This window comes from Alteromonas sp. 5NS40-0096 (assembly GCF_057544385.1).
The window spans coordinates 1,094,014-1,113,928 of the sequence record NZ_BAAJLQ010000001.1 but is presented as its reverse complement, the minus strand read 5'-3'; the positions used below and the strand labels follow the sequence as shown (position 1 = coordinate 1,113,928).

Here is a 19,915-nt window from a genome sequence, read left to right as displayed (position 1 = left end):
TCATCATGGCTAAACAAAGTAATCATTTTCTGTTTGGCGGCGAAACCCCAGTAGAAGACCTTGGTGGTGGGCTAAAACGTCAGATGCTCGGCTACAACGACGAATTAATGGCGGTTAAAGTTTGGTTTGATAAGGGTGCTGAAGGCTATGTACATAAGCACCGCCACTCTCAAGTGACGTATGTTGAGGAAGGCGAGTTTCACTTCAGTATTGGTGGCGAAATGAAGGTGTTAAAAGCGGGTGACAGTTGCCTGATACCGCCGTTTGTTGAACACGGCGCCGTTTGCCCGACCGGTGGCATCTTGATTGATACCTTTAGCCCAGCTCGAGAAGACTTTATTGAGGAGTAATGGGATGAAGATTTCAGGCCTACGCTGGTGGGTGATTGCACTCATCGCACTAGCAACAATTATTAACTACATCGACAGGCAAGCACTAAGCGTACTGTGGCCTGATATTGTTGAAGAGTTATTCCCAAATGAAACCGCACTTGAACGTAAGCAAATATACGCAAACATATCCATTGTGTTTGTCTTTGCATACGCTTTTGGTCAAGCAATCTTTGGCAAGGTGTTTGATTGGGTTGGGACCCGTGTTGGTTTTGTATTGTCGATCGGCGTTTGGTCCCTTGCTACTATCGCGCATGCGTTTGCTCAGGGCGTGTTGAGCTTCAGTTTCTTCCGCGCCATCTTGGGTATTGCTGAAGCGGGCAATTGGCCTGGTGCAACGAAAGGCAATGCCGAATGGTTTCCTGTAAACGAAAGGGCATTGGCTCAAGGTATCTTTAATTCTGGTGCGGCGATTGGCGGCATTATCGCGATTCCTTTGATCGCCTACCTCACTGTTTATTTCAGCTGGCAAATGGTGTTTGTTGTGGTCGGTGCCCTTGGCTTATTGTGGTTAGTGCCATGGTTAGTCCTCGTTAAAGCGCCGCCTGGTTCTCATCCCTGGATTTCTGAACAGGAGCGTGAGTACATTTTGACAGGGCAACGAACAGAAGCCCCAGCAGCAACGACTCTCGATTCACAGGACTACCACCCCTCTACGGCAGAGTTACTTAGCCGCAAACAAAGCTGGGGGGTCATTATTGCCTCTGCCGCGATTGATCCAATCTGGTGGTTGTTTGTGTTTTGGATCCCGATTTATCTCAATGAAGTCTACGGCATGGACGTCAAAGCCATCGGTATTTACGGCTGGGTTCCCTATGTCGGTGCCATGTTTGGTGCGTGGTTTGGTGGATTGTTAGCACAAAATCGACTTAAAGCGGGTTGGAATGCAGATAAAACTCGAAAACTCGTGATTACACTTGGTTGCGTTATTATGTTGCCAGCGTTGCTAGCAATGGCCAATCCTGGCAGTCCCGTGAATGCGGTATTGATCATGGCGGTTATTTTGTTTGGCTTTCAAACTGCTATCGGTAACGTTCAAACTCTACCTAGTGATTTACTCGGCAAAAAGGCGGTGGGTACGCTCGCCGGTTTTTCGGGGATGGCGGCAAAATTGGGAGCAGTAGGGTTGACTTCTCTCGTTCCAATATTGACTGCCGATGGAAATTACACTCCTGCATTCGTGATTGGTGCGTCATTGGCAATCATTGCCGTCGTCGCGGTGTGGTTGCTGATCCCAAAAATCGAACCCATGCAACCCAAGTAACTTTTGTTTTATTAGTGGAGTCTAATCGTCATTGCGTTTGGCATTGAGTTGCTGTGATGACGTTAGTTATCTAATCAACGAGAACGATTCGAAATGTCGACTATATATTTTCTAGGTGAGTGCATGGTTGAGTTAAAGCCTGATGGTGAGACCAACATGCGAAAGTCTTTCGCGGGTGACGTATACAATTCCGCAGTATACCTAAAGCGGTGTGCTCCAAACGCGCAAGTAGCCATGATTACGGTCGTGGGTAAAGACAAGTTAAGTAGGGAAATGGTCGAGCATTTTCAAAGCCACGCCGTGGAATGTGAATGTGTATTCGAACATGGTAATCGTGCACCAGGGCTGTACGCTATCGAGACAGACGCAAAAGGTGAGCGAAGCTTTACGTATTGGCGAAGTGCCTCGGCGGCTCGCACCGTGACCGATTATTTGTCTGAAGACGTTTTAGCGAAAATATCGAAAGGCGATACGCTTTTCTTGTCAGGTATTTCCCTAGCCGTCATTGAGCCAGAATCCAGGGCGACATTTTGGCAAAAAATGGAGTCAATCAAAGCTAATGGGGCGACTATCGTATTCGACCCTAACTACCGTCAACGCCTTTGGGAAAATAAACAGGCAGCAAAATCAGCCTTTGAACAAGCATTTAAAATGGCCAACGTCATTATGCCTGGTGTCGAAGATATGCAAATGTTGTACGGCATTGACAGTGCAGAATCGACCATCGACTTTTTACGCCAGTATGGTGCACAAGAGCTCGTTGTTAAAAATGGCAGCCAATCGGTTTTCACATACCTTGCTGGAAAAAACCAGATCCACGACATTCAAGCCGTTGAAAACGTTGTAGATACGACGTCAGCTGGAGATGCGTTCAACGGGGCATATCTGGCCGAGAGGACGGGCAATGAGAATATTGCCCAAGCCGTCCAAAAAGGCGCTAAAGCGGCTGGCATTGTTATTCAATTTCCGGGTGCGATTGTCCCAGAACAAGCTTTCGCAGATCTATATTTTCAACCTTGATAGTTAACAGTAACTGTTTTTCGACTGTTGCGCTTTTCAACATTTAAGAGAATCAAAGCAATGAAACGTTTTTCGGAATTAATGTCAGGGCAAACACTGTTGCCTATTATTCAAGCAAATTCAGTAGAGCAGGGCGTCAATACTGCCAAAGCGATGGCTTCAGCAGGGCTAACGCTCGTCGAAGTCGTGTTGAGAACTGAGGCCTCACTTGATGTAATTAAAGCGATAAAATCAGAAGTGCCAGATATTGTCGTTGGCGCAGGCACAGTGATCGATCACACTATTTTGGCTCAAGCTTTGGAAGCGAACGCGGACTTTATTGTCACGCCAGCAGTGTCGCGCTCCTTGCTCGATGCGCTTAATACCGCAGGCGTGCCAGTTTTACCGGGTGTGTCTAATACTGGTGATATCATGTTGGCTTACGAATATGGCTACGTGGAACAAAAACTATTCCCCGCATCGTTATCTGGTGGTGCAGCCTTTTTATCAGCGCTTTCATCAGTATTTCAGTCGATTTCGTTTTGTCCTACTGGCGGCGTTAACCAACAAAATCGAACCGACTACCTCGCTTTACCCAACGTATTCGCTGTAGGTGGTACTTGGGTGGCAAAGCAAAATTGGGTCGAAGAGAAAGATTGGTCATCCATTGCTTTGGCGTGTCGAGAAGCTAATTCCCCCATTTCATCCGCTGTTATCTAAAACACTTATCTTCACATCTTTAAAATCAGCTAAATTGGTTAGCCAATTTGGTTGATTTTTTATTCTTTCTGACGCTTTATTGGCTGTGTTTTATGTTCGCTATTCCTACCGCGTTTTTCGCAATAAATTTAATATAAATCAGATATTTACAGTTTGTTTTTAAAGCGGTTAAGTGTATTGGTTTCGTCTGGTCATTACGGTTTTTATAATGATTGTTTAAAATTGGTTAATTAATTATTTAAAATTGGTTGATCTTTTGGTCGTTAATTGTAACTATGTGGTAAATTTTACTAAGGCGCATGTGGTAAGTAGATCGGGTTAGTAAAACGAATTTGTTAGTCAACAAGAACGCAGGAACAAACCATGGGACACAAATTATCTAAAATTACATTTGCTATCTTGTCTGCCACTTCGCTTCAAGTTGCAACGGGAGCGTACGCTCAAGACGCAGAGGCTGAACAAGAAGTTGAAAAAATTCAGGTAACTGGGATACGCAGCTCACTGACCAATGCCCTTGCTGAAAAACGCTCGGCATCAAATCTGGTTGAAGTGATTCAGGCTGTTGATATCGGCAAATTGCCTGATCAAAACCTGGCAGAAGTATTGGAGAATGTCACCGGGATTCAGATAACTCGTACTGCAGGTGTTGGCACAGGCGTGCAAATTCGTGGTACTAATGCCAATCGTACGGAAATTAATGGTGTGTCCACTGTCGGTTCCGGTTCTGGGCGGGGCGGGATTAACTTTGAAGATGTCTCGGCTGCGATTATTTCTGCGGTGGAAGTGACAAAGGCTCCCGAAGCGAAAACCATTGAGGGATCAGTGGGTGGTACGGTCAACCTACGTACTATTCGACCTTTGGAATTGGAAGAAACTCTGGCTTCAGTTCGGATTCAAGGAGAAGACAGTAGTTTGTCGACAGACGGTGTTAAACCTAGGCTATCAGGTGCATTTGGTGATAACTGGGAAACCGATAATGGTGATTTTGGTTTTGTAATCAGTGCCAGCTACACGGAGCAAGACGTTACTGCGTTTCGACCCAGAGTCGACCGCGATAACGTTGTGACGACTGATAGTGGTTTTGCCAGTGCTCAATCTTTTGATTTCTTACCTATTCAATTTTTGAATCAAGACTACGATAACTTTGAGTATGAAACCTCTAATATCGCAGGCACCCTTGAGTGGGCGCCCAGTAAAAATACGAAGTTATATTTCGACGTAGTGTTGAACGACCAAGAACGTCGTCAAGAAAGCTCACGCGTACAAGCATCTGGTGTGAGTAATCTCAGAGATATTTCTGTGCCCGATGCATTTGAGACAGTGAATTTTGGTTCGTTGGATGGTGTCGCTTTGGGCAGTATTCAAGCTGCACTGAGTGGCGTTATTCCGGTCGATTTAGAGAATGACGATGACGACCCGAACTTGCGTTTTTCCAGTGATACCAATTCGCGCATTACCGACAGTGAAATTTTGCGTTTAGGAGGCGATTGGCGAAATGACGAGTGGACGGTCAGTGTCGAGTTATCCCGCTCGAGCTCAGATTCCAGTACGCCAAGTTTCAACACTACGCTGAATTTCATTAACCCTAATGCCCCTCTTGATGCGGGTGGTGGTAACGATAATAGTATTCCGTTTATCTATGATTTAACGGGAGGATCGCTTGCTTTTGGCGTGGCGTTTGGCGAGGCCAATGCACCGACGGTAGAGCAATTGCTGGACCCTGCCAATGTTGTTTTACGAGACGTTAATATCGGTCAAGATATTGCGGAAAACACCGAAGACGCATTTCGAATGGATTTTTCTTACCTCGTTGATATGGGGCCCATCTCAACGGTTGATTTTGGCTATCGATACAACAAGTCGACGAGTTTAAGAGATCAGGTTCGTTCCAATGTAGGCTTGCGCAGTATGGATGATAGCCCCAGAGGTAACTTGTTCGCTGAACTACTGACGGCGGGTCCAAACAACTTCAATGCGGCGGACGGTCGCGAGCTGTTTGTAAGAGATTTTTTGCTAATCAATCCTGAACTTGTCGCAGCCGACCCGAACGGTGTGCTCAATACGCTGAATAGTGCCATTGCCGCTCACGGCGGCTCTCGTTCAATCGGAAATCCAACTTCAAGTACTAGTGGTTTCTTCGATATTGAAGAGGAGACAAATGCACTGTATGCACAGGCGAATTTTGATATGGGGATGTTCAGGGGGAACGTTGGTCTGCGCTATGTGGAGACAGAAGTTAACTCTCTGGGGAATTCGATAACCGAAGACAGCGATGGCAACGAGGTGATTCAACAAGTCGTGACGTCGGGGGATTATGATTTTGTACTTCCTCGGATCAACATCGTGGCTGAAGTGACCGATGATATTCAGTTACGTGCGGGATGGTCTAAAGATATTCGACGTCCAGACTTCGACGACTTGTCTACTTCTGTCACCTTTAGTACCAGTCCCAATCCTCCTGTCGCAATTGGTAATCCAGGCTTAGTACCAGAGGAAGTCACGTCGTTTGACGTTTCTCTCGAGTGGTATTTTGCGCCTGCAAGTGTGGTGAGTATTGGCTATTTCCACAAAACTCGTAGTGACTTGCATGTGACTCGTCAAGTCGACCCAGTAGAAGACCCAACTACAGGGTTTAGGGATACCACGGATCCCTGTGAAGGCGGCGGTATCTTTAACCCTATTGCCGATGTGAATGTATTTGGTCCTGAGGGTGGAGTCGGGGTCTGTGTGCCTACTTCAACTGTGATCAATGACACGGGTGAGACCACACAAAAAGGGATTGAACTTGCGGTTCAGTACGATTTGTCTGAATTTGAAGACACCCTTGGTTGGGCGTCGGGTTTTGGTTTTCTTGCAAATTATACTAAACAAGAGTTTTCTGGGGGCGAGGCTTTGGATACGGCAACAAGCCGAGCGACTAGTGTTTTCGAGCAGACCACAGGGGTTGATGGTATTGAAGTGACGGCGCTACAGTCTCTTATCGATTTGTCTGAGAATGCCTATAACTTTACGCTTTATTACGAGAAGTTCGGCCTGTCTGCGAGAATGCGCTATACCTGGCGCGAAGCCTATCGTTCAACCGATTTTGGTAGTACGAGCAGTTTCCCTTGGGGATTCCCTGTTGTGCAAGAAGACCGTGGCCAGCTCAATGCCAGCGTGAGCTATGATGTTAATGAACATTTGAACCTTGGAGTAGAGGTAGTCAACCTTACGGAATCTGACGTTGAGCAGTCCTGTGTGAATGAAGGCGCACTTTTATGCTTCCAAGGTTTGACTGACCGCCGAATCACTTTTGGCGCAAGCTACCGCTTCTAGAACACACCTTTAATACGAAAAAAAGCAAGCCAGTGGCTTGCTTTTTTGTTTGTTGGGCTGGTATCCAGCCCATTTAAGACTGAATTTAACTTATTGTGTTAAATGAGAAATTGAATAAAGACCTCGAGTTTCGTCAGTCTTGCGTCTGATTTCTTCAAGCGCTTTCGCTTCACTGGCTTCAAAAAGCGCGTTTATCAATCGATTGAAGTGATTGTGCATCGCCTTTCTCGCCGCAGATGAATCACGTTGCTCTATCGCCTCATAGATAGCAGCATGTTCTTTAATGCGTTGTTGAGTACCTTGTGAACACACATCTTTGTATGCTGCGATAATTTGTGGCTCAGTGCGTCTTAATTGCCATAAATTTTGGATAGACAGCACCAATGCGTTATTCCTAGTTGCTTGCGAAATAATTTCATGGAAGCGTTGATCGGCTTCGTCAGCGTGCTCGGTATCTTCCATATCAACCAGTGATTGTTTTAAAGCGGCCAGCTCGTCGTCATTAATTGTTGCCGCAGCAAGTGCTGCGGCCTCTGCTTCGACTAAGGCCCGTGCTTGGGTTAGCTCAAACGCGCTAATCGGTTGCGAAGACACATCGACCTTTTCGATTTCTGTCACATACACACCAGAGCCCGTTTTGACCTCGACTCGTTCTCTCACTTCTAATGCAATTATTGCTTCGCGAATGGTGGGGCGGCTCACATCGTACGTTTCCGCTAACTCTCTCTCTGCAGGGAGTCGGCTACCGGCGGGGTATACGCCCTGATCAATCAAGGATTCAAGTTTGTCTACGACTGTCCAGAAGCGTCTGCGTCTTTTCATTTTATTCTTCCCCTGATAATGCGACCGTTAAGCTCTACGCCACTATACTAAACGGGCTAATGCGCAAAGCCAATCGCATTCATCAATATCAACACTGTATTGGTAATGTTTATATTCTAAATTGGTAAGATTGATATAGCAAATTTGCCAGTGTTTTACAATTATAACCGTGCAGGACGCCTCATTTTTGTTTGTTTTTATAGGGTGAAGTGTAAGGTTCTAGCGCTGTTTGCAATTGGCTGTCGAGTTTGTGCCGGTGATATGGTGTTAAATTAACGGTATTGAAAAATGCAGTTAATGTTTCGAATTCGTGCAGTTATTACCATGGATGCTGTTGCTTTATTCATTTAAAACAGAGTGTTAGCCTTATTTGTTGGGGAATCTTGTGACACTGCTAATTGGCCAATGATAAATTGGTTAGCCAAAGTTAACAAAAAAAGTTACAGCGGAAGTAAAGTGTCGATAGCGCAGCGTCTATGCATATGTGATATGGCATGAAACCGCTATTTTACAGGCGGTTAAGGCTAGTTTTGGTGCCTGGTTTACGCCGCTTTTAGGAAGGTTATTCATGATAATTTATTATTGGTTAACCAAAATTGGTAAAATTGTAATATTTATTGGTTGACATTTTTGCGTCACCTTGATTACACTCGTCTTACAAGCTGTTAACAAAAACAAATTTTGGACGCACTGTGAAAACTAACCCTACATACAATAAAATCTATTTGGCGTTGAAGTCTTCTGGTTTAAAACCAGTGTTGGCATCAACGGTTTGTCTTTCTTCATTGCTTTGCGCAGTACCTGCCAATGCTCAATCACAAGAGTCTGGTCAAGCGGCTGATGACACCGAAGTCATTGAGGTCCGTGGTATTCGTCAAACGATTCAAGAATCGATTGCGATTAAAAAAGATTCGACATCAATCGTCGACGGTTTGAGCGCAAAGGACATCGGCGAATTGCCAGCATTGTCTATTGGTGAGGCGTTGGAAACATTAACAGGTGCGTCGTCACACCGAGAGCAAGGTGGTGCAACTGAAATTTCAATTCGAGGCTTAGGCCCGTTTCTCGGCAGTACGGTTTTCAATGGCCGTGAGGCAAGTAACGGAAGTGGCGACCGCTCAGTGAATTTTTCTCAGTTTCCGTCTGAATTGTTCAATAAAATTGCTATCTACAAAACGCAAGAAGCCAGCTTGATTGAAGGTGGCGTGTCGGGTCAAATCGCGCTAGAAACGGTTAAACCTTTGGATTTTGGTAAGCAGCGTGTGCAGCTAGAGTACAAAGGCAATTGGAATCCAGATAACAGCAAGTTAGAAAACCCTGAAACGGATATTGGCTCGCGTATCACCGCCAGTTACATCGACCAATTTGAAACGGATAAACTAGGTTTGATCGGTTTGTCCGTGGGTATTCAAAAAAATCGCTCGACTAACCCAGAGCAAGAAGCGCGCTCGACGAGTGGTTGGCGTGACTGTCGAAATGATCCGACGAATTCAAGTGGCGTTTACTCGTCAGGAAACTGTGATTCAGGTTCGGGCGACTTAGCGTTAGAGGTCGATCCTGCGACGGGAACAGCTCCAGATGCAGACGCCCCTTTCTTGTTTGCCCCAAGTTCTCGTTCTTATCGTCAAAATATCACTGATGATGATCGCGAGTCATTGTTTTTGGCTGTCCAATGGCAACCCAATGACAGGCTAGAAATCAACATTGACGGCCAAGTTTCTGATCGCACATTTACCGAGGTGCGTAACGATTTAGTGTTTGCCGAGAACCGCCGAATTGATTCGCCAGATGTGTCGCTCGATGATCGTTTACCCGGCGATTTGCTCGTTACTCCAAATGGCGCGGTACTGTCATTCACTAATGAGCAGCGCATTGAAACTCACAGCCAATGGCAAGAACGCATCGAAGAGTACAAAGGTGGCGGGATTTCATTTGATTATGATGTCAGTGAAACCTTGCGAATTTCGGGTGATTTTGCGGTGTCTGACACCTCTCGCCGCGAGAACATCATACAAACGCGATTGCAATCGGAGCCTGTTGATATCTTCGGCAATGACGTGCCAGGAGCGGCTAACAGCGGCAGAGTGGAAACCGCGACAAGCATTATGCAAAACGGGTCATTGATTCCGATTTTCACAGTGCAAAATTTCGATGTGAATAACCACGATTTATACGCTGACAGCGCACGTACTCGAGTAGATTTGAACCAATACCGCAACAACAAGATCACGTCCTTTAGAACGGATTTTGAGTACTTACCTGATTGGGAAAACATCTCTCGCGTTAAGGGTGGTATCCGTTTATCGACGCTGGAGTATGACAGTGTACCTCGAGCGCGAGATCAATTTACGTTTGCCGACGAAGATATCGCTGCTGTGAGCCAAGCGTGTAGAAACAATGTGTTCCCTGAGTCGGGCTTTTTATCGTCGGTTTCAGGTGGTAACCCGCTGATTACCAATGTCGACAGTGATGGCAATGTCATCGCCCAAGGTACAGGTAACACCTGGGCAACGTTCGACCCGATTTGTCTCGCTGAAACCTTTATCGGAGAAGCGATATCGATACCCGAACCGCAGGAAACGATCAGTAACGTCGATGTGGAAGAGGAAACCACAGCCATCTATCTACAAGCTGACTATGAGACTGAAATTGGCGACTATCCGGTTCGAGGCAACTTCGGCGTAAGGTATGTTCAAACCGACGTCACTTCAACAGGTTTTCGTGGCAGTTTGAGTGCTGTGTTCGATGATGAAGGTGGTTTAGAGGATATCGTTGAGAGCGGTGAATTAGTTCAAGTTTCTGGTGGCAATGACTATTCAGAGATTTTACCGAGCTTGAATGTGATTGTGGATTTACGCGAAGACTTGCTGCTACGCACCGCGTTGTACCGTGCTCTGTCAAGGCCAGACCCTTCAGATTTAGGATTTGGACGTGATTTCGCGGGGTTAAGTGGCGCGGAGTCTGGCGACAGTCTAGAGACGGCAGTTGGGCTTGCAGTAGCAAATGGTAACCCGAGTCTTGAACCACTGATGTCTTGGAATGCGGATCTTGCAATTGAGTGGTATGCAAACGATGACACTCTGCTAGCTGCTGGTATTTACTACAAGCAATTTGAAGGCGGCTTTGAAAACGCCTCTCAGATAGAGACTTTCGAAGTGGATGGTCAAGCGATTGATACCATCGTTACTACGCAGCAAGTGGTCGATGATACCAGTACCATTTACGGTCTTGAATTGACGGCGACGCACTCGTTTAGTTATCTCGATAGTTGGTTAAACGGCTTTGGATTTAAATTGAGCTACAACTATGCCGATTCTGATTTCGAGTTTGAAGATGCGCAGTTTGGTGCGTCTACTATCATATCGGGTGGGGAAGAGGTAGCACGTGTCGGTATAGTCGCACCGGCCGACATATTCGGTTTCTCAGAACATGTATTCTCAGGCCAGTTGTACTATCAATACGAAGATTTCAGTGCAGCGCTTAACTACAAGTATCGTAGCGAATACTTCCAGCAGTTCATTTCGACACCGGGTAACTTACGATTCATCGGCGATACCGAAGTGTTTGAAGCAAGAGTGTCTTACCGCCTGAACAAGCATGTGAAGTTCTCTGTTGAAGCGATAAACTTGTTTGACGAGCCACGCCGTCAATACAACCCAACCAGAGATAACTTCGCGGAAATTAACGTATATGGACCACGAGTATTTGCAGGGGTTCAGGTACGCTACTAGTTGTACCCTGGTGACGAGATTGGCTGGTCGAGGAGGGCGTGCCTCGGCCGGTTAATAGCGTCACTTTTTTCTACAGGCATATTCACTCCTCGTAATATGCCTCTTTTTAAAATATCACTTTACCACCTCTCTGTTCACTGTTAGCCTATAAACAGGCTGGAGAGACGCCTATCCGCAAAAGATGAATTCACTCTCTGTACTTTTCTACATCCAACAGTCTTTACTGATTAAGTGATGATATTGGCTAAGCGGAATGCCAAATGAACTTAAAGGTAATGAATTGTGACGGTATCACACACCTGCGCTAATGCGCGCTATTTTCCTGAATCTGATAATCAAATCCATGTTAAGCGCCAAGGACTTGCGTTATCTGAGTTAAAAATTCGGGCTAAAAAATTATTGAAACGCCAACAAAGTGAAGATGTAATTGGCACGTATTTCTCCGCGATTCTCAAAAAGAAACATTGGACTGATAAAGACACTATCCAACTGAAAGACTGTCAAAATCTCATGGCTATTCGCTGCGGGTTCGATGACTGGCATCACGCCACCAAGGTGCTATCTGGACGCGAGGGGAAAGACGTCGGTACTCTTTTCCACACTAATGCCTGCGAAGCATTCATTAATCTGTGGTTTGCTGATTATTCTGAGGCGCTATCGGCACTCGGTGACGGGAAGTTCTTGGTGCCGTATAAACGTCAGTATGTTGTCGTGGACCCGTCTTATCTTCACGCTATTGGGATAAGCAATACGGTTATTGCTGAATGTTTGTCTGGTCACCCTAATATAGCGGGCAACTATGGCACCGAACTTTGGGATAAAATAGCCGAAGTGGTGGTGAGACATAAAACCACATTAGCCTAGATTGGTTGTTGTTTGATAACGCGACGCGCTCTCGCTAACTTGAGGGCGTTTCTTTGGCCTTTTTGTCTTCCATTAACAAGTATTTGCTAGTGAGTGCTGCGGCGCAAAACAAACCTATTACACCCGCCATCCAGGGCAAACCGCCAGACCAGCCCGTCCAACTCAGTTGCGCAAAGCCAAAGACAAATATGTAGGAGACAAGCCCCCATATACTTACCACAGTGATTAAATTCGCTATTTTATGTTGCACAATCATATCCATATGTAGGTTGTGGGTGGTTAGTATGGGCCCAAAGTCGCGACAAAATCAACCCGTCACAATGTTCACGAAATAAGAGCCATCAACTTGCTTGGTATCAATTTTCCAATGCATTTCATCAACGATTCGGTTGACCAAATATTGGCCGTGCCCTAGGCCTTGGTAAAAGGGCTTTTCTTGATCGCCCGACAACGCATTTTCAAACGTTAATACGTTTCGGTGTCGATACACTTTCATGGCTGAACTGGTGCTGTGATAAAAGCCATTGTTGATTAAATTTTGGCAAAGTAAATTGATAAGATACGCGTTGCCCGTCACGTTAAAACTATCCTCTATTTGAATATCGACATGGAATTCAATCTCTGGGTGCAAACTAAATATTTTTAACACACAGGCCTCTAATATCGGCGTTAACCTGACGTCGCTGAATTGAAGGTTTTCATGTCGGGCAAGGGCGAGTAAAACGTCAACGGTTTGCTCAAGCTCATTGGATGCGTGTTCAATTGCAGCAATGTCTTTCTCACGAAACGTACCATTGCGGTTGAGTTGAATGGTGTTCTTGATCAGAGTCATTGGTGTACGTAACTCATGGCTGACATCCCGCGTAAAGGTTCTTTCTCTTTCGAGTAACCTTGTAATTTGCTCAAGTGCATTATTAAACGCTCGGCTCAAGGTGCCAATTTCGTCTTGTCTGTCTTTTGGTAGGTTGGGAAGTGAGTCGCCAAATTTATGATTGGCTAAAGTAGCGCTCAATGCTTCTAATGGTTTTGCAGTGCGATTGGACAGCACCCAAGCAAGGACTAGAGCTATCGTGACAACCACCACAGATGTGATGGAAAGAAAGCTCCAGATCGTACTGTTTAACGAAGACAGTCCCTCCAATTTTGACGCATTGAGCGTAATGTAAAATTGGTTGCCTTGTGGGGTCGTGAATTCATCAATGTGGTAATTATCACCGTAGGCATAAAATTCTTTTTCGTGGGGATAATCTCGGTAGCCATCGCGAATAGCATCAGGCAATGCCGCTTCCGTTTCGAACAGCTGCATGTAATCCGCTCTAGGCTGCAACAATTGGGCAGTTTCCTCGTATTGCGCCAATAAAAATTCTGCTTCAGTAGTGATGATATGCTTGACGACTTCGTCTTCGGCGACGGCTGCGAACAGCCATGTTACGCCAGTGAACACAGTACAGACAAAGAACGTTAAACCGCCAAATGTCAAAAACAGCCGGTGTTTTATCGTGTTAATCATCGATCGCTACCAATTTGTATCCGATATTACTGATAGTGGAAACTAACGGCTCACGCGCCACTTGTTGAGTGGCTTTTCTCAACGCATACATATGTGTTTTCAAAGCGTTACTCTCTGGAGGTTCTTCTCCCCACAGCAGTGCAATCAGCTCGGAGCGACTGACGGGGTAAGGGTAATCCTCAGCGAGCTTGGCCAAAATAGTAAACCCAATTTTGGTTATTTTTATCGGTTTCTCTTCCCAGCTTGCCTCAAAGGATTTCAAATTAAGCCTCAACTTTCCCCGTGTGAGCTCTCTGGTTTTATGCAGGGCGGGGCGCCTTTTCAGCGCTTCACAGCGCAGTACTAACTCTCGTAGATCAAATGGTTTGGTTAAATAGTCATCTGCTCCTCGACCAAATCCTTTCGCTTTGTCCTCAAATGCATCTCGCGCTGTCAGCATAAGAATGGGCGTATTGAAATCACTGTTGTCTTTGATTCGGCTACTTACCTCTAGGCCATCAATATCTGGCAAGTTGAGGTCTAACAAAACGACATCGAATTTGTGCTCGAGTGCAAGCTGCGCACCAAGCTCGCCGTTCGCAGCGTAGTCGACCTCCCACCCTTGGGCTTCTAGAAACTCAGTGATTTGGGAAGCAATCGCGTGATTGTCTTCAATTAATAAAATGTTCATGCCTTTCCTATACCGCTTTGTGATGTCACTACACATAGTAGTGGGACCAAGGTCATATTGAGGTGAATTATTTTGTTTACCTTGATTTGACCCTGACTCTTAGATACTGGCATGGATTTATTCAATTAGGAAAAACTATGAGACAAGTATTTTTATTGTTTTTAATGATGACAGTGCTGAGCGGCTGTTCTGTAGTGAATAGTCTTCGGATGATTTACGCCAATGACGATGTGACGCCCATTTTGCCTGAAGGTCAGGAACAAACGTTTCAACAGAGTGTAGACGCGTTTTACATTGGCGAAAAACCCTACATACAGGTGTTGGTGAATGGTGACACATCGCTACTTTTCCTCATTGATACTGGCGCGTCTTTTACCATGCTTTTTGATACTGACAAGACCGCGGGTTTAACCTTAAACAAAGGTTTTCCACTAGAACTAAGGGGCTGGGGCGATGAGCGAAATACGCCAGCGTTCCAAACGCAGCTTCAATCTCTAGCAATAGGCGATGCCATCTTCAATGAAGTGAATGTGGGTTATATTCCGATTTCGACAAGCCAATACTATTTAGTGCCTGAAGAGGCCATATTTGATGGTGTGATTGGGCATGATTTGTTGAGGCATTTCAACTGGATGTTCGATAAACAAGAGGCAAAAATTACACTCTCTCGAAAATCATATGCTACCCAGTTGGATGATGTTCAGATTCCGATAGAGCCATTTTTCTCGAAAATCACGATGCCAGTATCGATGCGGATCAACGGCAAGGTTTATGACCAAGAGGTTTACGTTGATACGGGGAGTCGTCACTACTTCAAATTCAATACTGCGTTTGTGAAAAACAATGATATCGAGTTACCCACGCCACAAATTGAAGCTTCAGATTTTGGCTTGAGTGGTGAGGCCAAACACGTTCGAATTCGATTGCCAAGTTTGATGTTGGGCGGGATGACGCTTGATGGTATCAAAGCCAATGTCATAGAAGCGGAAGACGAGGATGACTTTTCTGTTGTAGGCAGTGCTTTGATGAATCAATTCGTTACGATTATTGACTATCAAAGCAACATCATCACATTCCGCGCCTATCCGGACTACACCTTCAAAACGCAATTTAATCTCGCAGGCTTGGATCTGAGAAAGCTTCAAAATGGCAATTTGCTCGTGCGATTTGTGTTTCCTCAGCTACCGGCAGCTAGAGAGGGAATTGAGGCAGGCAGTGAAATTACGTCGATCAACGGCATAAGTTCACACACCATTTCCGAGCAAGACTGGCTGAGTATGGCGACTATCCCAGGGACATTTGAATTTTGTTTTGTCAGTGGTTCTTGCAAAGTCATTAACACCGCGGCAATTGCGGGGTACTCGATACCATAGTGTGACAATTTAAATGTGAGGTACTGCAATATGACAACATGTCCGCACAACGTTAGACTTAATGCAGTGCCTTTTGTTTTAGTTTCAATGATTTACGCCTCGTCTATGGTGTGTTTTTGAAAGCGTTCAAGTAACGTTACCGCAACAAATTCGACCAAAGTAGAATATCGCAAAAACATAGAGTCGAAATTGGCGTTAGACCGTTTGAGTATATTAGTGAGCAGATATCACAATGTTAGCGTACCTTTAATTGTATAAAAAATGTACTGTAACTGATAAACAAAAAACTGAGGTGTAATATGCAACACCAATTTTTACTCAATAATCTAGACCAGTCTGATAGCTTGCGTGTCAATTTAGCGCAATTGGGCATAGAAGACAGCGACATTCATTTTGTGACAGAGCGTCCTTCGGACCACGCGGGTCACTTGGCCCATGAAGCGTCGATATTCGAAGAGCGAGATATCATACACAGTTCAATTCGGTCAGCGACGATTGGCGCGCTGGTCGGCTTAGCGGTGGTAGTTACACTATTCTTCATCAAGCCTTTTGGATGGGAAATACAACCTATTAACGTCATATTTATGATGCTGTTGTTTATCGGCTTTGGTGGGTGGTTAGGTGGCCTGTTCGGTATTAATCATCGCAATTATCGAATTAGTCGTCACGAAGACGAGTTACAGCATGGTAAAGCGCTAATGCTCGTATACACAGACGATGACCATGCTGGGCAAGTCAGAAGCATTGTAGCCTTGACTGACGCGGATGCCGAATACCTCGGTGAAGACAGTGAGTTCGATAATCCTTTGGTCAACGCCAAATTAACTGAATTGAGAGACTAGGGCGACTCAATACAGGATTGTTTCCAGTTTAGATAGGTTAAGAGAGATACTGTACTACGGCGGTATCTCTCTTTTTTTATGAAAACCATATAATTAATAATTCATTAAGTTTCTGTTTTATATGGCTATTTTAAAGCTGTTTTTTACCAGATGTTAGCTGAGTTCTGAACAAAATTTCATATTTTTCTTGCGATCACTTGGCTATCTGTACTACTGTACTACTACAGATGGTACAGTTGAGTTGGACATGTCAAAACCTACTGCACTCAATGTGCAAATAACCACAGGTGATACCAGACCAATTTTTAAACAAATTGTTGATGGTGTTCGCATGCAAATCGCCCGTGGAGAAATAGAAGTAGGCGCCAAACTACCCAGTGTTAGAGGGTTAGCCATGCAACTAATGGTAAACGCAAACACGGTAGCAAAGGCCTACAACGAGTTGAGCAGCCAAGGACTTGTAGAGTCCAAACAAGGGTTGGGGCTATTTGTCGCGCCACAGCGGCAAATCCTCAGTGATGGCGAGCAACGAAACAAATTGGATAAGGCCATATCCACGTTTGTTAATGATGTTGCGTATTTAGATTTCTCTGATCAGGAAATATTAAATGCATTGTCTGATGCACTGAGTGAAATCGTCCCCGGCAACACAGAACAAGGAGATTAAGATGACGCAATCCTGTATTGAGACTGTGTCTCTCACCCGAACATTTGGCCGAAAAACGGCTTTGGACAATCTAACCCTCACGATTCCCAATCAGGGTATCCATGCCATTGTGGGGAGCAATGGTGCAGGGAAGTCTACATTATTCCGTTTACTACTGGGCATTGATACACCAACCAGTGGCAGCTGCAGCGTAATGGGGCAGTGCTCTCAAAAACTCACTGAGCGCGAGCGAGGTTTAGTGGGTTATGTCAACGAAGAACACACACTGCCTGATTGGATGGCAGTAGACGGCGTGATTGCGCTACAACGCAGCTTTTACGAAAACTGGAATCAAGATGTCTTTCAGCGAACGGTAAGCTACTTCGATATCGATTCAAAGCAGAAAGTCAGTGGGCTGTCTCGAGGAGAGCGTGCGGGGTTGAGCTTATCGTTAGCACTCGCACAACAGCCAAAACTATTGATTCTCGATGAACCTACACTGGGTTTAGACGTCGTTGCTAAGCAAAGCTTTTTGGAGTCTTTGATGTTCATTGGTACAGAGCACGAAGCCTCAATTATTTATTGTTCCCATCAGATGGATGAAATCGAGCGAGTCGCAGAAAATCTCATATTGATGGAGCGTGGGAAGTTGATTAGCCACAGTGCTCCGGATGAATTTGTAGAGCGTATCTCTGCATGGGCTGTCGATTTCAATGGGCATGGGATAAAGGCAGATAGCATTCCCGGTTTGTTGAGCAGTAAGCTGATCGAAGGCCGCCACCACATCGTTGTGGCGGACATAAAACCGGGGTTTGAAGCGCTATTAACGGAGCAAGGTGCGAAAAGTGCGATGCCTATTGCCGTCAGTTTAGAGTCTGCAGTCAATGCGTTCCTTACAAGAAATCACAGCAAACCGTTGGAGTAATTACGATGTTTGAATTGTATAAAGGTGAATTACTGCGACTTCGTAAAGGCGCTATTGTTTGCTTACTGGGATTGATAACCCTTTATTACATGATGCCAAAAATCGGCTTTTGGGATATTTTGCATCGAAACATGGGTTTTTTGTTGATCATCGGCAGTGTCTTATTGTCTCTGGCGTTCGGTATTCTGCATGGCCTATTGTGGCGCAAAAAGAACTTTTGGGTATTTTTGATACATCGCCCCTTAGCCCCCAGAAAAATTTATACCAGTTTGATGGGAGCGGGCGTTACCGTCATAGTGGCGACTATTTTCGCTTCTATTTTCGCTACCACATTGGCATATGATGCGTTGACAGACAAAGTGGTCGATGGCCGACATTACGCTTATGCGTTTTACGTTACCTTGCTCAGTATGGCGTGTTACATGTTGGGAACGCTGACCATTTTACATCGTTCAAAATTTGTCGTTATTGGGTTTTACACCCTCGCGATGGTGTTTTTTCCGCACCCGCAAAACATGATCGCGATGTACTTACCTTTGTTACTGATGATTGCGGTATTGTTCTACCTCAACTTGCAGTGTTTTAAACCAGATTTAAACCAGCCGGTATCCTCGCCATTTGCAACGATGCTGCTTGGCGCGGGGACAAGTTATGGCTTGTCTATCGGTTTAATCTTGGCAACTTTGTTGTTCTACCATTTACCACTGAGTGTCATGGGAAAACACCCTGATATGAACCCGCCAGCGGGTTCAATGAAAGTGATGTGGCTCGATAATTTTAAGAATGGTATTGGCTACGTGTTGGAAAACAGTGAGCATCCTCAAGCTGCGCACTACGCTCGACAGGCCAGCCTTGCAAAGCGTCGTAATTTGCCCATCAAACAATGGCAGCCGCCACGTAAAAACCAGATCCATCGATTTGATAATAGCGATGCTTTATACAACCCCAACACTGGTGATATTTGGAAGTTTTCACACGACCATATGGTGTTGATCGGTGTCAGCGCACAAAACGGTCAGAGAATTGGTGCTATTGGAAGAAATGGTCTGGTAGAGGAGTTGAGCGCCCTAACAGACAGTGATCGTTTTGTTGACGTACCTCACTTGAGTGGCGGCGAGTTTCTGTCGACAGAACACGGCTTGTATGCGCTTGATTTCGATACGAACTCTCTGTTGTTGAAGCACCGGCCTGACGAAGGCGAAAAATACACTAGCAGCCTATGGGCTGGAGAGAATGCCGCGCTTATTTCAACAAATAGACAACTGTATTTATTTGATATCGCGACGTTATTGGACGACTACTCCGACTTAACCGTAGACCACAGTATTACGTATCCTGATCAAGTCGAACAAGCTGAATTTGGCTATGGTTTACCCGTGGCAGATGGTTTTATCTTGCTGTTCTTCGGCGATCACTTTTACGGGTTTGATCGGCCCGGTGCTGAGGTGTTTGTCACGCGTTTGGATGGGAGTTTCGAGTTTATCGGTGGTCGTGAGTTCACGGCTCATGACCATCCTAGTTGGATTCGACATTACAACTTTATGGTGGCGCCTTTCATTAACACAACGGAAGATTTAATCATGCATGCGATTGACCCTTACGATGATAGATTTTTGAGTTGGTCAGCGTTTCAGCAACAAGAATATCCCACAAGTATTTATGCTAGCGCTGCACTGCTACAGATCATCGGCGTCGTTGGCATTGTGTTATTAGCACGCCGTTCAACACTGAATGTCAAACAAAGGCGCACATGGGTCGGGTTAGGCGTTGTGCTGGGCTTACCCGCATTGCTCAGCTATTTACTACTAAACCCTATTCGACAGCCTTAACCTCTTAAAATTTGTG

Annotated in this window: 16 protein-coding genes; 12 read left to right on the top strand and 4 right to left on the bottom strand. The window is 45.3% G+C overall.

All coding sequences use genetic code 11. The annotated features are described in order from the left end of the window. The first annotated feature begins 5 nt into the window (after positions 1–5). The 5 genes from AC27G9_RS05080 to AC27G9_RS05060 all read left to right on the top strand — a co-directional run bounded on the left by AC27G9_RS05080 (position 6) and on the right by AC27G9_RS05060 (position 6,687). Positions 6–350, top strand: a complete 345-nt coding sequence (locus AC27G9_RS05080; protein ID WP_487071675.1) for a cupin domain-containing protein — start codon at positions 6–8, stop codon at positions 348–350. A gap of 4 nt (positions 351–354) precedes the next feature. Next, positions 355–1,653, top strand: a complete 1,299-nt coding sequence (locus AC27G9_RS05075) for an MFS transporter (protein ID WP_487071673.1) — start codon at positions 355–357, stop codon at positions 1,651–1,653. Between the two features lie 93 nt (positions 1,654–1,746). Continuing rightward, positions 1,747–2,673: a sugar kinase gene (locus AC27G9_RS05070; RefSeq protein ID WP_487071671.1), complete on the top strand. Its 927-nt coding sequence runs from the start codon at positions 1,747–1,749 to the stop codon at positions 2,671–2,673. Between the two features lie 60 nt (positions 2,674–2,733). Beyond that, positions 2,734–3,372, top strand: a complete 639-nt coding sequence (gene eda, locus AC27G9_RS05065; RefSeq protein WP_487071669.1) for a bifunctional 4-hydroxy-2-oxoglutarate aldolase/2-dehydro-3-deoxy-phosphogluconate aldolase — start codon at positions 2,734–2,736, stop codon at positions 3,370–3,372. A gap of 363 nt (positions 3,373–3,735) precedes the next feature. Next, entirely contained in the window at positions 3,736–6,687 is a 2,952-nt protein-coding gene (locus AC27G9_RS05060) for a TonB-dependent receptor (RefSeq protein ID WP_487071667.1), read from the top strand. Between the two features lie 90 nt (positions 6,688–6,777). Here AC27G9_RS05060 and AC27G9_RS05055 read toward each other — a convergent pair whose 3' ends face one another. Further along, a complete protein-coding gene (locus tag AC27G9_RS05055) occupies positions 6,778–7,509 on the bottom strand; it encodes a FadR/GntR family transcriptional regulator (RefSeq protein WP_487071665.1) in 732 nt (243 codons plus the stop codon). A 692-nt stretch (positions 7,510–8,201) separates the two neighbouring features. Here AC27G9_RS05055 and AC27G9_RS05050 point away from each other — a divergent pair. Together AC27G9_RS05050 and AC27G9_RS05045 are read left to right on the top strand one after the other, a co-directional pair. Then, a complete protein-coding gene (locus tag AC27G9_RS05050; RefSeq protein WP_487071663.1) occupies positions 8,202–11,240 on the top strand; it encodes a TonB-dependent receptor in 3,039 nt (1,012 codons plus the stop codon). 282 nt (positions 11,241–11,522) lie between these two features. Then, complete coding sequence (locus AC27G9_RS05045) at positions 11,523–12,104, top strand: hypothetical protein (RefSeq protein WP_487071661.1); 582 nt, start codon at positions 11,523–11,525, stop codon at positions 12,102–12,104. A gap of 34 nt (positions 12,105–12,138) precedes the next feature. On the opposite strand, the gene AC27G9_RS05040 is transcribed toward AC27G9_RS05045, so the two are convergent. Genes AC27G9_RS05040 through AC27G9_RS05030 form a run of 3 tightly spaced genes read right to left on the bottom strand, consistent with a single transcriptional unit; the run spans position 12,139 to position 14,284 of the window. After that, on the bottom strand, positions 12,139–12,354 hold the full coding sequence (locus AC27G9_RS05040) for a hypothetical protein (RefSeq protein WP_487071659.1): 216 nt from the start codon (positions 12,352–12,354) through the stop codon (positions 12,139–12,141). A gap of 57 nt (positions 12,355–12,411) precedes the next feature. Beyond that, complete coding sequence (locus AC27G9_RS05035) at positions 12,412–13,614, bottom strand: sensor histidine kinase (RefSeq protein ID WP_487071657.1); 1,203 nt, start codon at positions 13,612–13,614, stop codon at positions 12,412–12,414. Further along, entirely contained in the window at positions 13,607–14,284 is a 678-nt protein-coding gene (locus AC27G9_RS05030) for a response regulator transcription factor (protein WP_487071655.1), read from the bottom strand. Before AC27G9_RS05030 ends, AC27G9_RS05035 begins: the two co-directional genes overlap by 8 nt. A 137-nt stretch (positions 14,285–14,421) precedes the next feature. Between AC27G9_RS05030 and AC27G9_RS05025 the strand changes: the two genes are divergently transcribed. The 5 genes from AC27G9_RS05025 (at position 14,422) to AC27G9_RS05005 (ending at position 19,899) form a co-directional block, all read left to right on the top strand. Continuing rightward, a complete protein-coding gene (locus AC27G9_RS05025; protein WP_487071653.1) occupies positions 14,422–15,657 on the top strand; it encodes an aspartyl protease family protein in 1,236 nt (411 codons plus the stop codon). A gap of 299 nt (positions 15,658–15,956) precedes the next feature. Further along, positions 15,957–16,499 carry a hypothetical protein gene (locus AC27G9_RS05020; protein WP_487071651.1) on the top strand — a complete coding sequence of 181 codons (543 nt, stop codon included), beginning with the start codon at positions 15,957–15,959 and terminating at the stop codon, positions 16,497–16,499. Between the two features lie 247 nt (positions 16,500–16,746). Continuing rightward, positions 16,747–17,166, top strand: coding sequence for a GntR family transcriptional regulator (locus AC27G9_RS05015; RefSeq protein ID WP_487071649.1), 420 nt, complete (start codon positions 16,747–16,749; stop codon positions 17,164–17,166). 1 nt (position 17,167) lies between these two features. Continuing rightward, on the top strand, positions 17,168–18,070 hold the full coding sequence (locus AC27G9_RS05010) for an ABC transporter ATP-binding protein (protein ID WP_487071647.1): 903 nt from the start codon (positions 17,168–17,170) through the stop codon (positions 18,068–18,070). 5 nt (positions 18,071–18,075) lie between these two features. Continuing rightward, positions 18,076–19,899 (top strand): hypothetical protein, encoded by a 1,824-nt coding sequence (locus AC27G9_RS05005; protein WP_487071645.1) that lies wholly within the window; start codon positions 18,076–18,078, stop codon positions 19,897–19,899. Positions 19,900–19,915: the final 16 nt, after the last annotated feature.